The organism is Streptomyces sp. BK022, assembly GCF_004217355.1.
Lineage (GTDB): Bacteria > Actinomycetota > Actinomycetes > Streptomycetales > Streptomycetaceae > Streptomyces > Streptomyces griseoluteus.
In genome coordinates, this window is record NZ_SHKU01000001.1 from 380,665 (window position 1) to 395,959 (window position 15,295).

10 protein-coding genes are annotated in these 15,295 nt (G+C 63.2%); 9 read left to right on the forward strand and 1 reads right to left on the reverse strand.

The genetic code is table 11. The annotated features are described in order from the left end of the window. The first annotated feature begins 92 nt into the window (after nt 1-92). From EV284_RS01800 to hypF, 7 genes are all read left to right on the forward strand, one after another. Complete coding sequence (locus EV284_RS01800; protein ID WP_165425435.1) at nt 93-1,469, forward strand: glycosyltransferase family 4 protein; 1,377 nt, start codon at nt 93-95, stop codon at nt 1,467-1,469. Beyond that, nucleotides 1,466-2,161 carry a PIG-L deacetylase family protein gene (locus EV284_RS01805; RefSeq protein ID WP_130329564.1) on the forward strand — a complete coding sequence of 232 codons (696 nt, stop codon included), beginning with the start codon at nt 1,466-1,468 and terminating at the stop codon, nt 2,159-2,161. The genes EV284_RS01800 and EV284_RS01805 overlap by 4 nt, the downstream gene beginning before the upstream one ends. Further along, the gene (galE, locus tag EV284_RS01810; RefSeq protein WP_130329566.1) at nt 2,158-3,138 is read left to right on the forward strand and encodes a UDP-glucose 4-epimerase GalE; all 981 of its coding nucleotides are present in this window, start codon (nt 2,158-2,160) and stop codon (nt 3,136-3,138) included. The genes EV284_RS01805 and galE overlap by 4 nt, the downstream gene beginning before the upstream one ends. A gap of 204 nt (nt 3,139-3,342) precedes the next feature. Further along, complete coding sequence (locus EV284_RS01815; protein WP_242625504.1) at nt 3,343-4,344, forward strand: radical SAM protein; 1,002 nt, start codon at nt 3,343-3,345, stop codon at nt 4,342-4,344. A gap of 55 nt (nt 4,345-4,399) precedes the next feature. Beyond that, complete coding sequence (locus EV284_RS01820) at nt 4,400-4,834, forward strand: TIGR03618 family F420-dependent PPOX class oxidoreductase (protein WP_130329570.1); 435 nt, start codon at nt 4,400-4,402, stop codon at nt 4,832-4,834. A 288-nt stretch (nt 4,835-5,122) separates the two neighbouring features. Next, nucleotides 5,123-6,232 (forward strand): ParB/RepB/Spo0J family partition protein, encoded by a 1,110-nt coding sequence (locus tag EV284_RS01825; RefSeq protein WP_130329572.1) that lies wholly within the window; start codon nt 5,123-5,125, stop codon nt 6,230-6,232. Between the two features lie 375 nt (nt 6,233-6,607). Then, nucleotides 6,608-8,983: a carbamoyltransferase HypF gene (hypF, locus tag EV284_RS01830; RefSeq protein WP_130329574.1), complete on the forward strand. Its 2,376-nt coding sequence runs from the start codon at nt 6,608-6,610 to the stop codon at nt 8,981-8,983. A 560-nt stretch (nt 8,984-9,543) separates the two neighbouring features. Here the strand turns inward: hypF and EV284_RS01835 are convergent. Then, complete coding sequence (locus EV284_RS01835) at nt 9,544-9,897, reverse strand: hypothetical protein (RefSeq protein ID WP_130329576.1); 354 nt, start codon at nt 9,895-9,897, stop codon at nt 9,544-9,546. 2,503 nt (nt 9,898-12,400) lie between these two features. On the opposite strand from EV284_RS01835, the gene EV284_RS01845 reads away from it, so the two are divergent. After that, nucleotides 12,401-13,381 carry an NAD-dependent epimerase/dehydratase family protein gene (locus EV284_RS01845; protein WP_242625505.1) on the forward strand — a complete coding sequence of 327 codons (981 nt, stop codon included), beginning with the start codon at nt 12,401-12,403 and terminating at the stop codon, nt 13,379-13,381. A 73-nt stretch (nt 13,382-13,454) separates the two neighbouring features. Further along, complete coding sequence (locus EV284_RS01850) at nt 13,455-15,239, forward strand: ABC transporter ATP-binding protein (protein WP_130329580.1); 1,785 nt, start codon at nt 13,455-13,457, stop codon at nt 15,237-15,239. Nucleotides 15,240-15,295 lie beyond the last annotated feature (56 nt).

The following is a 15,295-nucleotide window of genomic DNA, read 5'->3' on the forward strand; positions in this document are numbered from 1 at the left end:
AATCAAGTGGGCGGCAGGCGCAGACCTGCCTCAGGAAGCATGTCCTCCGGCCCAGCGCCATTACAGAGCTACGAAAGGCAAGATTCACACCGATGCGAATACTGGTTACGGTTTCTGATCAGGTGTGGGGCGGCAAGCATCGCTACATGCTTGACACTGTTTGTGGACTCAGCGAGGGAGGCCATGCGGTAACGACCGTCGTCGAGAGACACAGTGCCGTGGGCGCGGCTTTGCGTGAGGCAGGGCTGCCGACCGTCGATGTGCCGTCGTTCGGGGGAGAACGGGATGCTGCGGCCGCCGCCTTGGCCGACACCGCGCGCGCTGAGCGGCCTCAGATCGTCTGCGTGACGGGCCGTCACGATTCCGCCGCGTGGGTCGCCTCCGAGGAGGCGTACCAAGAACGGGCGGCCCTTGTGCTGTACCGCCACTCGGCCTTCCCGCTCGCTCCTGGGCCGGAAACAGATCGGCTGCTGGCCCGTACGTCACTAATCGTCGCCACCTCCCATGAACAGGCCGACCGGCAGTTCGCAGGCGTCAAGGACGGGGATGCGGCCGACCGGCTAGAAGTGATTACCAGCGGCGTCAGCCAGGAGTTTATGGAACGCGCCGCAACCGCCGACCGCTCCTCCGTACGCCGTGAGCTGGGGCTCCGCTCGGAGGACTTCGTCCTAGCCGTCGTCGCCCGGCTCTCCTGGGAGAAGAACATCGGACCGGTCATCGACGCGTTCGCGGAGGCCGTCCTGGATGAGGACATCGCGGCGACCCTGCTTGTGGCCGGTGACGGGCCCCTTCTGGCCGACCTCCAAAAGCAGACCGCTGACCTCGGCATATCCGACCGGGTGCGCTTCGCAGGCCATCGCGACGACATCCCCGAGGTGCTCTCCGCCGTCGACGCGGTCGTCCTCAACAGCAATGTGCCCGAAACCGGCCCGTTGGCTCTCAAGGAGGCTATGGCTGCTGCGCGCCCCGTGGTCGCGGCCGCCGTCGGGGGCATTCCCGAGTTCGTGACGCACGAGGTCAATGGTCTGCTCGTGGAGAACCAGGACCAACTACGCGACGCGATAGGCCGACTCGCCCTGGACGAGGCCTTCGCCGCCGACCTCGGACGCCGGGGACGCGACGCCATCCTGACCGGTCACCGACTTGACCGCCGCATCGAGTACCTGCTCTGGCGCCTGGACTTGCTGGCCATCGGAGTGCTGCCGCTGCGTGACGTCCTCGCCGAGCTGGAGTGGGATGCGGTCCGCCTACGCGACGATAGCGGGGGCGGGTTCGTCTTCGTGCCCCGTACCTCACAGCTCCTGCCCGTCGATGCCACCGCGCACGAACTGGTCACTCGCTCGGTCGGCGCGGCCGATACCCTGCTGCTGGCCGTGACCGGCGAACCCGAACACCGCGAACTCGTCCTCCAGCTCTACTGTATGGGTGCGCTCACCAGGCGTGGCCGTTTCGCCGGGCGGGGGCGATGAGCGTACTCGTGGTCGTCGCCCACCCGGACGACGAGGTGCTCGGTGCCGGTGGCACGATCGCCGCCACAACTGCCGCCGGGAAGAACGTGACCGTCCTGATCATGGCCGAGGGGGTTTCCCTCAGGCACCAGGGCATCTCCCTGGAGCGCGCCCGCGAGACCTGCCGCGAAGCGGCCCGCCGGCTCGGTGTGTCCGACGTGCGTTTCGGTGGCTTCGCGGTCGACGGGACACTCATGGGCGACGGCCCCCAGGGAGCGGTCGTCTCCCTGGTAGCCGATGTGCTTGCAGACGTGCGTCCGGACACCGTCCTTACGCACCACCCCGGCGATATCCACGTCGATCACCGGTTGCTGGCTCGCTCCGTGGTCTACGCGACCCGCGTCATGGCGGCTGGCACGGTGCGGCGCGTTCTCCATTTCGAGGTGCTCTCCTCGACGGAGCAGCAGACCGATACGGCGTCCGCCTTCCTGCCGACCGTGTACCACGACATCACCGGCTACCTCGACGTCAAGTGCCGGGCACTTGAGGAGTATCACTACGAAGTCTTCGACGCCCCCCACCCCAGGTCTACGCAGGGTGCAAGGGCTCTCGCCGCCTACCGCGGCACCCAGGTGGGAACTGCGGCCGCCGAGGCTTTCGTCCTTGGCCGGGAGTTCGTGGACGCATCGGCATGGGCGGGAGACATCACGTGAAGGTGCTGCTCACCGGGGGCGCCGGATACATCGGCTCATTCGTCGTGCAGGAGCTCGCCGCACGCGGTCACACGATGCTGGTCGTCGACGACTTGTCGACAGGACACCGGGAGGCCATCCCGGACACACCGCTCGACGTCGTCGACATCCGTGACGAACCCGCACTCATGACGTCGTTCGAGCGCTTCCGCCCCGAGTGCGTGATCCATCTCGCCGCGCTCAAGTCCCCTGAGGAATCCACACAGAACCCCGCACACTACTTCGACGTCAACGTGTCGGGCACCGTCAACCTTCTCAAGGCCGCGTCCCGGTACGGCGTCGTCCGCTTCGTCTTCTCGTCGTCAGCAGCCGTGTACGGCACGCCGCAGATGTGTCCGGTCGACGAAACGGCACCTACTGCGCCGCAGAGCCCGTACGGCGAGTCCAAGTACATCGGTGAGCGCCTGGTGACCACACAGGCGGCCACCACCGGCATGCGCCACGCCTGCCTACGTTATTTCAACGTGGCGGGCGCGGCACCGGACGCGTCACTTGGCGAGTACGCGTCCGGCGAGGCACGGCAGCTCGTGCCGCGCGCCGTCGCCGTGGCACGCGGCTTGGCGCCGACGCTGAAGATATTCGGCACGGACTACCCGACAGAGGACGGGACAGCGCTGCGCGACTACATCCACGTGGTCGACCTCGCACGCGCCCATGTGTTGGTCGCCGAGGGGCTGGACGACGCCGGACGCTGCGGGACGTACAACCTGGGCCGAGGCGAAGGCACCAGCGTGCTCGCGTTGGTGGACGGGCTGCGGCGGATCAGTGGCGCGGAGGTGCCCGTGGAGCCCTGTTCCCGTCGGCCCGGCGACATGCCGGCATCGTGGGCCGACGCCGGACTGGTGTTCCGCACGTTCGGCTGGCGAGCCGAGTGCGACCTGCACGACATACTCAGCTCGGCATGGGCGTGGCACAACGGCGCGCCGCGCACGGGGTGAGGCGGACGTGACCTCCCGTGCCACCAGGGTCGCTTCGGCAGACGACGACCGGCTCTACGAGATCCGCTCGGGCCCTAGGGCAACGCACGAATGCCCGGACCCCGTGAAAGCGATCTATGCGTGGTGAAAAGTTCAGCTCATGACCGAGATCTTCACCGAAGACCCGAACAAGGAGTTCGCCCGATGAGTAGGTATCGCGGACCCGTGCGCGCCAGTCTGGACGTCACCTACGCATGTGACCTCCGCTGCATCCATTGCCGCACCAACACTGGCGAGATCCCGGTGCACATACGCCGGCGGATGCTGTCGATCGAGCAGATCCAGGAGGTCATGCTCGACCTCGACCGAATGGAGACGTTCGAAATCACCCTGACCGGTGGCGAACCGACCATCCGCAAGGGGTTCTGGGACCTCCTGGACGTGATTCCCAAGCTCAAGCACTCCACGGTCACGCTCATCACCAATGCGGCCAACCTGACTCGTGAGCAGATGGACCGCATCATCGACAGCGGCATCTCCTCACTCAGGGTCAGCATGGATGGCACCCGGGAGACGTTCGAGGCGGTCCGCCTCGTCGACCGCTACAACCAGGTCATGGAGAACTCGACGTACCTGCGTGATCGTGTCGACAGCTTCAAGGTGCTGACCACAGTGATGAAGACGAATCAGCACAACGTCTTCGCGCTCGTCGAGGACCTCCGCCTGCACGGATTCCGGCGACAGGACCTCATTCTGGTCCGGTCCCATGGCCGCGGCGGACGCAACCGGCTGCTGCTGACGGAGACCGAGACTATGGAGCTGCACCGAAAGGTCCAGGATTTCCGTCGCCGGGTACCGGCGATCGACTTCGACCTGAACCTCAACGCCCCCTATCTGGTACCGGGTGAGAAACTGACCTCGCATCAGGACGTAGTGATGTTTCCCTACTTGGTGAAGGACACCAGCGTCGCCATCTCGGCGACCGGCGATGTCACCATGAGCCGGCTCTACAGCGCCCACCCCCTGGGCAACGTCAAGGAGGCCGCGATTGCGCGCATTTGGGAGGAGGGGCAGGACCAGCTGGTACGGGAACAGGAGGGGTTCACCGACGACAAACTGCGCGAGATCTTCTGGGATTTCGCGGCGGCGGAGACTCCGGACAGTGCCCCCGTGATGCTCACCTCACTCCTGGACCGACAGCTGTTCGAGGGGTACGAGGTCCGTTGACCTCGCGCCTCACTGCCCGTCATGTTCTCGATACCGAGCAGTAAGGAAAGAATCCATGCCGAAGGACTACACCTGGACTCCTCCGGTCCCGAGTGACAACCTGACCCTGCCGACGGAGGTCGGGCCATGGCTCGAAGCGGGGGCATGCGCCACGGTAGCCACGGTCGAACCCGACGGCCGCCCGCAACTCTCGGTGGTGTGGGCGCACTACACCGAGCGCGACGTACTGTTCGCGACCGTCAAGGGCCGTCGCAAGTACGACAACATCGTGCGCAACCCCTTTGTGACCGTGCTGATCACGCCGCTGGATAGCCAGGACCATTACGTGGAGATCCGCGGCCGGGCCCAGATCGAGGACGGAGGCCGGCAGCTGATCGATTTCTTGCACGAGCGGCACCGTGGCACCCGTCCGTATCCCTGGGATGGCCCCAACGACGAGCGAGTGGTCGTCCGAGTCGTGCCCGATCGCGTCCTCGTCTTCCACGGCTGACCACCAACGACCGGACGGGCGGTCGCGGGACCGACACCCCGGCGACTGCGGGTGGAAGCACCTTTCCTCTCCGGGGATCTTCAAGCTCCGCTTGGCACACGGCCACAGGGCGCTCAATGGACGGATCAGCATGAGCTTCCCCGTCAAGGCGGGCATGAAAGCACATTGAAAACGTGTCCGTCTGTCACCGACCCCTAATCAAGAGGAAAACATGGATCCCAGAGACATAGGCATCGAAGCGGTTGCCCAGACGATCCTGAACCATGACGCGGCGGAGGAGGGAAAACCGTGGGGATAGCTGCTTTGAATATGGAAAACCGTAAAGATGCGGCCAGCGAGGATGTTATTTATCGAATCTCCAACTCGATCGGTATATCTGACGGAAGCGCGAAGCCGGTTGTCTCTGTTGCCATTGCTGATCTACTACCCGCTGACTCACCCCGGCTGACCGGGGAAAACGCAGAACACATAATTATGCTTGCCGATTCGGGGATGAAACTTCCACCGATCATCGTGCATCGGACTACGATGCGTGTGATCGATGGGATGCACAGGCTTGGTGCTGCACTACGACGCGGTTCTCAGCGAATTGACGCACTACTGGTCGATAACACCGAGGAAGAGGATCTGTTCATCCTCACGGTGCAAGCGAACATTGCGCATGGCCTACCGCTCACACTGGCCGACCGGCAGTCGGCAGCGGCTCGTATTATCCTGTCCCATTCACAATGGTCGGATCGCTCTATTGCAAAAGTGACGGGTCTGGCTCCGAAAACAGTGCGGGCCATCCGCGAGCAGACGCCAGGAGCTTCTTCGCCATCGCACGTCAGGCTCGGTCAGGATGGCAAAGCTCGACCGTTGACCGCTGCTGTGGGACGCAAGAGAGCCGGCGAGATTCTCACCGCTAATCCGGGTGCTTCGCTACGGCAGGTTGCCAAGGACGCGGGAATCTCGCTCGGGACTGCATTTGATGTACGGAAACGGCTAGTGAACGGCGAAGAGCCGGTGGTGCCGCCTGAGAAATGCGGCCCACCGCAAGACGGGGAACAGGACGATCCGCCAGAGCATTTGAAGAAGAACGTGCGCAGGGCTCGAATCGATGAGCCATCTTCGACGCGGGTACGCGAGGGTGGGCTGAAAAAACAGGTGGTGACCCGGGATCCTTCAATGCTCATAAATGTCCTGATGAGGGATCCATCCTTGCGTTTTACTGATTCCGGTCGACTTCTGCTGCGCTGGCTGAGCAGTCGAGGAATAAGCCCGGCGGAGTATGGAGAGATGATCGAGAGTGTGCCCCCGCACTGTACTGGCGCCGTAGTCGACTACGCACGTCTGGTTGCGGAGTTCTGGACGCAATTTGCCGACCAGTTGGACCAACGCGAGCGCGCGATGGCATGATCGAGGCATTTGCGCGGATATTTCCGGGAAGGGAATCGCCGATGAGTTGCGCGACCGTTTCAATCTGACCGGACAGTGCTCTGACCAAGTGCATCGGTGGGTGTTCAACTGCGTACATTCCCCGGTTGAACAGGCGGCAGCGGGCCGGCCGCCCGTCGGGACGGCACTCTCGGTTGGGGCGATGGTTCGCGATACGGCCGCTCTCCCCCGAACTGGCGCTCACAGCCGAGTTCCAGACAGCCCTGCGTCGCACGATGCCTGTAACAGGAATCTATGAGGCTTCAAAAGGATCGCATGGAACCCGAAATCGGCCGATGGTCCTCACGGACTGGCCCTGAGGTCGGGAAATTCCCCGCCAGCAGCGGAGGTCAAGGGATGGCGGAAGTCATGGAGCGTCGGCGTGTCAGCGTTCGGGGGGTCGTCCAGGGGGTCGGCTTTCGCCCGTTCGTCTATTTGCAGGCCCGTGAGCTCGGCCTCGCAGGTTTCGTCGGGAACAACGCTCATGGCGTGTTCATCGAGGTGGAGGGAACAGCAGAGGATATCGATGGTTTTATCGAGCGGATTCACAGCGATTCTCCGCCGCTGTCCCAGATTGATGGGATATCGCAGCACCTGATCCCCGCCCTTGGCGAGACAGAGTTCGTGATCGCCCCGAGCACGCAGGGTGAAATGGCGCGGAATGCCCTTGTCTCCCCCGACTCCGCGGTCTGTGGGGACTGTCTCCGCGAGATGCTATCGCCCGAAGACCGGCGTTTCGCTTACCCATTCATCAACTGTACAAACTGCGGTCCCCGTTTCACTATCACTCGGGACGTTCCGTATGATCGCGCGAACACCACAATGGCGCGGTTCGCGCTCTGTCAAGAGTGTGCCCATGAATACGGTGACCCCGGCGACCGGAGATTCCACGCGCAACCCAACGCATGCCCGGCGTGCGGCCCCCGCGTTGAGTTCCACGACTTCACCTCTTGCGTCCCTGCAGGCAGGGCCGGCCCCCCGGGCGGTTCCGCCGCCTTCTGTCAGGCTGCGGACGTCCTTGGCCGCGGCGGCGTAATCGGTGTGAAGGGGATCGGCGGTTTCCATCTGGTGTGCGACGCGACAGATGATGCGGCGGTGGTGAAGTTGCGGCGCCACAAGGACCGAGAGGCCAAGCCGCTTGCGGTGATGGTTGCTGATATTGCCTCCGCTGAGGAACTGTGCCACGTGTCGGAGGAGGAGGCGGCTCTGCTTCAGTCGTCGGCACGGCCTATTGTCCTGCTGCGCCGGCGTGATCAGGCCATGGTGTCGAGCGCGGTAGCCCCGGACACGAGCGCACTCGGCGTCATGTTGGCCTACACTCCACTCCACCATCTGCTGCTGGCCGCGCATCGCTCTGCGTCTGGCGGTGATCGTCGGTCTACGCTTGTGATGACCAGTGCGAACTCCTCCGATGATCCGATCGTGTATCGCGACGAAGAGGCGCTCCGACTGCTTGAGCACGTCGCCGACGGTGCGCTGCTCCATGATCGGGACATCCACATGCGGTGTGATGACTCTCTCGTCCGTGTGCACCAGGGAAGACGGCAGGTGCTGCGGCGGGCACGGGGGTACGCGCCGGCCCCGCTGAAGCTCGCCTTCTCCTCTCCGGTGCCACTGCTGGCGTACGGAGCACACAACAAGAACACGTTTTGCCTGGTGAAGAGTGACGACGCGTTTATAAGCCACCACATTGGGGCGCTTCGCTCGCCTGGGACCCTGAAGTCGCTCCGCGAGACCGTGCAGCACTACCAGCAGTTGTTCGGTGTCACGCCTCAGGTCGCAGTCCACGATTACCACCCCCAATACCAATCCACGCGACTCGCGTTGCAGTCGGATGTCCCTGTCAAAATGAGCGTTCAGCATCATGAGGCGCACATCGCAAGCGTTATCGCGGAGCACGGCATTGACGGACCCGTCATCGGGGTCGCTGCGGATGGTGCCGGCTACGGTCCGGACGGAACCATCTGGGGCGGAGAGTTCCTGATCGGTGATCTGACGAGCTTTTCACGCTTCGCCTACTTGGAGCCTGTTTCGCTCCCTGGCGGGGACAGCTCGGTCAAACGCCCTTGGATGCTGGGGGTCGTGCACATGGAGAATGCTTTCGGGACGGAATTCGCGGCCCTGCCCGTGCAGTTCACCAAGAGCCTGGACACGGCATCACTGGAGCGCCTCGGTCGAGTGGCTCACGACCCCAGGCTGTCTCCCAGGACATCAAGCATGGGACGGCTCTTCGACGCAGTGTCTGCGATTCTGGGACTGTCCAGTGAGATCCACTATGAGGGGCAGGCCGCGATACTCCTGGAGGAGCAGGCTTGGCGGTTCCGGAACGGCACCCGAGGCGGGCGCATGTCGGCCCCGGTCAAACCGTTCGCGGTCGAGGTGAATGCCTCCGGCGGCCCCATCCAACTGGGGCCGCTGATCCGCGACCTTGTGGACGATCTAGTGGATGGCCGCCCAGAAGAGGAAGTGGCGTTTAGGTTTCATCTTTCGGTTGCGGAACTTATTGTGGCGGCCTGTGAAGCCGCGCGACGGCAGAGCGGAATACAGCAAGTCGCGCTTAGCGGAGGAGTTTTTCAGAACACTCTCCTGCTTGACATGGTCGCCAACGGCCTACAGAGGCACTCATTCTCCGTTTTCACGAACGAAAAAGTCCCCCCGAATGACGGCGGGTTGAGTCTTGGGCAGGCCGCGATCGCCGCTAGTCGCCTCCGTAGCATCCGTGCTGTGCAATGACTTGATGATATCCAGGGTTGGCCACGGTAACTATGTATGAATCAGGCGGACCGCTTTTGGGCGGTCCGCAGTACGGTGGTTGGGCGGAGTCCGCCTCTCTGCGGGGAATGTCAACCCACGGATCACAGTCTGCCCACGAGCCCATGCGGTGTAATTGAGCCGGTTGCCGGAAACGGGCATGACCGTTTCCGAGGACGACAGCCGCTGCAATTTTGGCGATACAACTCGACGGCATCTGATTCGGGGTCATCACTCGGCATTCGATCCACCGCACGAGGTTCTCAAGGCCACGATCAGATTTGTTGATCCGAAACAGTTGTGGTTTTGATTGGTTGATCACTGTGCGAGTGAACTGGTGGGGACGCGCCCCCTTGAAGGGGGCTCTCTTGGAGTAGCTCGGCCATTGCGGACCTCACTCGGCTCCTCCATGGCCGAGCATCACCACCTGGATGCAGGGCACTTGGCGCCCTCCATGCAGGAAGCGTTGCGGATGCGGGTAATGGCCGCGCTGGTGTGGAGGGGAAGCCGCGAGGACCGAGAGTAGATGTTCCAGGTGTCGCTCACGACAGTCGCCGGCTGGTGGGCGAAGTTGAAGGTGTATGGGCGGGCCTGATGCGCTTGCCGTCCGCGAGCATCGGCCCCGCGACCTCGGGCTTGCGGACCAGGTCTCCAAGATGGCCGTCAGCACCGGTCCTCATAGGGGCAGTGGCTCCAGATCCGCAGGAGGGCGTCTCCGCGGAGCGGCCCTGCAACAGCGGCAGCATTGCGATGTCGCACCGCAGTTCGACGGCTACCTCGCTCACATCGCCCTGCGCTGCCCGTACGGTCTCCAGCATGCCGCCCGGGCCGGTCAACGCGTCGGTGACCTGGCCCAGTTCACCGAGCTCACTCGACTTGGCCTGGCAAGAGCGCAAGAGCGACGGATCCCTTGAAGCTGACGTGGCTCCAGCCTCGGGGTTTGAGTGCTGGGCCGGCCGATCGGGGTCCACCGTTGTCAGTCAGTGGCCGAGTTGAAGGTCCTCACTGCGGAAGGCTGCACCGGGTCCTGGACGCTCTCTCCGCCCACCACTCTCGAAGGACCCGCGACGGGGACGCCGCGCATACGGACCAGATCGAGCTTCACCCCCTGCCCCGACCCCACTCACAAGGGGAGCCTGCTGGTTCTTCCAACGTCGCCGGCGTCGGCCTCACGTCGTTCGCGGCTATCTCGGAGGTCAGCACGTCCGCCGCACCCTCGAATAGAAGCACCTGAGTCTGGGATCCAATAACAGGTACACCACTACATCGACTCGTGGAACGAGGCCGTGAAGCCCTTCACGTAGTCAGCCATCAGCCATGAGATCCTCGCGAAGGTTTTGCTCGTCCAGGGCCACCGAAGAAAATCGTCAGGAAAAAGTCGAAGTAACGGAATCAGGTGCACAAGATGCTGGTGACGGCGATCAGAACCTCTGGGTGTTCGAGACCATTGAACTGATGACAGATGCGCTTTCCTCTATGTTCTGCCATAGTCGATCGCGGTGGTCGACCTGAATGTCTCGCGATGCTCCACCGAAAGCGCTGATTCGCAGCTGCAAGGATCCGACCCAAACTTCGGGTTGTCGAAATGCGCACTTCTCGTGCAATCCGGGGTTCTCACTGAACGACCAATCCGAGAGGAGGTGTAATATGCCGGAGATTGAGCAGGACTTCGAGGACGTCGACGTCTGCGACCTTTCCGAAGAGGCGCTCGACGATATCGTCGGTGGCGGGCTCATCGTGCCCATGACGAGCTGCTGACGCATGAGGTGCCAGCAGTCCAGCCAGTAGGTCCAGACCCGGGCCGGGCATATCTGCCCGGCCCGGGTCTGGTCGGATTCAGAAGCATCGCCTTGAAAGTGGGCGAGTTCCGCGGACCTTTCCGTGCATGCTTGATTCGAGGCTAGATCAGTGACTTGTGTCCTGAGTCGTTGATACGTCGGCAGTCTGCAGGGTCCGAGCCCGATGCCTGAATCCTTGGAGCTGACTGCCGAGGAACGGCGGGTACTGTGCGGGTGGGTGAGTTGTGGCAAGGCGGCGCAGGCCCTGGCCGTGTGTTCGCGGATCTGGCGGCCTGGGGGCTCGAGCCGTACCAGGTGGAGACCTGGGAGCTGTCGACCGACCGACAGTGCATCGACAAGGTCCGTGACGTCGTCCGGGTCCTGCCTCGACCCGGCGGAACGCGCGCTGGTGTTGGACGTGGACGAGAAGGTCCAGGTGCAGGCCGACCGCACCGCGCCGATCCTCCCCACCACCCCAGCCAGCCAACCGCAAGCTCCGCCGTTTCGCCCACCGCGGCCTCGCCATTACTACCGACGAATGAGCGGCAGGTGGGGGATAGACCGAGGGCCCGGCTGCCGCGTCGGGTGGGTGCCGGGTTCCACCGCTCCGGACTGGGCTGGTGTCTCATAGGGGTCGTAACAGTCCTGCCCAACCCAGGCTGACCAGCCGCTTTCCCACCCCGAGGGCAGCATCACCCGACTTCGGACAGTGGCACCCGACGCTCACCCGACACGACAGCCGGCCCATCGGCAGTTCTACAAAGCGAAAGGGGCCGCCGACTCCGTCGACGGACCCTCGTGAAAGACCGAGCTCAAATGTAAATCCTGACTGCCCGTTGAGACGTCCTGGGGTCGTTGACTGCCCGCGTTGAGACGTCCTAGGGTCTCAGTCGATCAAGCATGCAGATCGAGATCATCCGGGAGGACAAACGCGACGAACTCTTCGGCGGCACGGTTGCCGTTTCGCTGATCTCGGAGATCGGCTCCTGATCTGATCACTCCGGGCGCAGCCAAAAGTACTGCGCAAAACACTCTGTGCCTCCGGATGGATAGCCTCCGAGGACACGGAGTGGCGACCTGAAACATTCTGTTTTGAACGCCATTGCCGCAGAGGAAGTCTCTCAATGCACGAGCGGATCCCTGGCGGCGGTGGTGTCGGGCCCACTGTTTGGACCGCGGGCGCGCCCCGAGACTGCGCTCGATTTCCTTCTTCGCAGAGTGGAGGTCGACACGGAGAGGTGATTCGGCTCGATGTGAAGAAGCTGCTCGAGGTCAGGCCGTGCAGAATTCCGCTGAACGGTTCCTGCCGTGGAGTTAGGCCGTAACCTCACCGCCCCTTACCTGGTTTCCGGACAGGCGAACAAGGCGAGCGAGCACGTGGTCGTGTGCTTCTCTGCGCTCATTTCCTTCGGCGGCGATTTCACCATGCCGTCTTCACAGCTTCAATTCTCTGGTTAGCGTTAAGGTACGTCGGTCGCGCGAATTTGCCGGTGCCGAGTCGAATGTGGCGGCGGAGCCGAAGTCGGCGCAGCTCGGCCGACACTTTTTAGGGATAAAACGTCCGTTGGAAACGCGTGCTGCTGATACGTGTGGGAGTATGGCACGGCCCGAGGGGAAACAGGTGCTCGAAAGCAAGCGGAAGAAATTTTCTACAGCCCTGATTACCGGTGGCGCGGGGTTCATCGGTGGTCATCTGGCCCGTGCGCTGCGGCAGGACGGAACGACCGTCCGATCCGTGGACGACCTGCGGGTCGCACCGCTCATCAAACCTGACGGTAACCTTTTGATAAAGCGAGTATCGGATCTCACCGTTGATGATGTCGAGGGCGTGGACGTCGTGTACCACCTCGCCTCTGACAAGAGCGTTCCGCTCTCCTTCGAGGCACCGTTGCAGTACTTGGAGAATCTTGAGTCCACCGAGCATTTGCTGCGGCTGTGCGCAGTGGTCGATGTTCCGCGAGTGATCATCGCGAGCACATGCGAGGTCTACGGCCGCGCGCGTACCCGGCCGACGCCGGAGAACGAGCCGCTGGCGCCCTTGTCGCCCTATGCGGCGTCCAAGGTCGCCATGGAGATGGTCGCCAGGGTCCATCGGCACTCCGCCCCCCTTCGGAACCGGGTGTCAGTGGTGCGCTTCTTCAACGTCTTCGGTCCTGGAGAGCGGCCTGACGCGGTGATCCCGCGCTTCTGTCTGGGAGCGTTGACTGATGGCTTGCTTCCGGTTGAGGGGGCGGGCACTCAACGGCGTGACTTCTCCTTCATCGATGACGTCGTCGACGTACTGCGACGGATGCCGATGGCCGAGCCGGTGCCAGTGATCAACATCGGGTCGGGGTTCACCGTTTCTGTCCTGGAAATCGCTGAGGCCATCAAGGGCTTTTGCCCGCGAGCTGAGGTGAAACACGTCGGTGGCCGGCAGGAGGAGATTCCGGAATTTTGGGCGGATACGGCAGCGCAGCGCACTCTCGTGGCCAGGCCCGCTGTGCACGCCGACGTCCGTGAAGGGATCCGGAAGACACTGGACTGGTGGGCATCGACGAGTCTCGTGCAGAATACGGTGGCAGGTGGCTGGGATGGCGAGGATCAGCCTCTACTGATTTGACGGGTGCCACCCTTGCGGCGGATCGGAAGTAATTTTCGTGTCATTACTGAGAAATAGCTACGATATAATTTCTGTGCTGCGGAATGCGAGCAGATGGAGCATTGCGGGTATTCTTGCTTCTTTTTTCCTGCTCGCCGTGCTGCCACCCGTCTCAGCTTTGATCACGGGCGGCCTGGTGCAGTCTGTGATCGAGGCAGAGAGCGGTGGTTCTCATGGCGAGGTCTGGGTCATGCTCTCCGCATTCGCCGTCGTCACGGTGGCTGGGTGGTGTATCAGCACGCTTATTTCTCCTCTGACGTCCTTGGCGACCCGTCAGGCCGAGGGCTTCGTGCACGACAGACTCTTTGCCCTGGGGGAGCAGTCGCGCCTGTTCCCGCACCTGGAGACGTCGGCCTTCGCCGACGACGTTTCCCGGGTGGTGGACAGTACCGACGGTCCCAACCGCTGCCTCGGACTCGGCGCGGTGACACAGATTGAGAACCTATCCAAACTGCTCGGCGCGATCTGCCTCGGCCTGGTCATTGCACGCGTCTCGGTGCTCCTCGCGCTCTTGTTGATCGTTACGGTCTTCGCCATCAGGCACAGTCTGGTCAAGGGCCTGAGCATCGGCCTGACCCGGATGGACGAGCAGGTCAGGGCCCGACGTCGTGGTCAGTACCTTTACGACCTGGTGAGCACGGCCGCATCGGGGAAGGAGGTTCGCACCTTCGGCCTGGGCACCTGGCTGGTGGACCGCTTCCGCAAGGAGATGCACGATTATCACCAGTCGATCTTCTTGCTGCGGCGGGGTCTGGCGCGCCGTGAGGGCCGTCTCCTCCCGGTTCTCATGGTGGTGTCCGGAGCAGCCTTCCTCTGGCCGGCCGTGGCCGCACTGCACGGCCGGGTGAGCGTCAACGTGATGACCTCGGTCGTCATGGCGTGCCTCTCCCTCTTCACCACGCTCCAGGCGGGTCAGGAACAGATGTACATCACCCCCGCGCGACTGGCCCTGCGCGCTCTCGGACGCATCGAAGCGGTAGCGGACGAGGTCCGGCGATCGATGTCTGAGACGGTCCCTGCCCCGTCGGACGGCGCTCCGCTGATCCGTTTCTCCGGAGTCCGCTTCGGTTACAACAGGAGGGTCCCCGTCCTCAACGGGCTCGACCTGGAGGTCAAGCCGGGCGAGGTGCTGGCCATCGTCGGTGTGAACGGCGTCGGCAAGACGACTCTCACGAAGCTTCTGGCCGGGCTCTACCAACCCGAAGAGGGCCGGATCACGGCTGACGGGATCGAGGTCGGATTGATCGACTCCGAGCAGTGGCACGCCCATCTGGCTGTGGTCTTCCAGGACTTCGTCAAGTACCCGCTCTCCGCGCGCGAGAATATCGTGCTTGCCGCGCCTGCTCTTGCCGGGGATGAAGAACTGATCCGTCGGGTGGTCGAGGAAGCGGGCGTCTCCGCACTGCTCGCCGCTCTGCCTAATGGCCTGGACACGCCTTTGTCCTCGGAACGCACCGGAGGGGTCGATCTGTCCGGTGGTCAGTGGCAGAAAATCGCCATTGCCCGGGCGCTGTTCGCCGTCCGTGCAGGTGCCCGTGTGCTGATCCTCGACGAACCCACGGCGCATCTGGACATCCGCGCGGAGGCCGCCTTCTTCTCCGAGGTCGTTGGTCGTATCAGCGGCGTTTCCACGATCTTGATCAGCCATCGTCTGTCCACGGTGCGTCAGGCGGATCGCATCGTTCTGCTCGACCAGGGACGCGTCGCCGAGTCGGGCACCCACGACCAACTGCTGGCCCTGAACGGCCAGTACAGCGAGATGTTCCATTTGCAGGCTGCTCGCTTCAAGGAAATGAACACCGCGGACGGTGCAGCGTGATCAGAACAAGGGGCAGAGACGCAGAGTCCGGCGGCCTGAAGCAGTCGTTGTCGCGA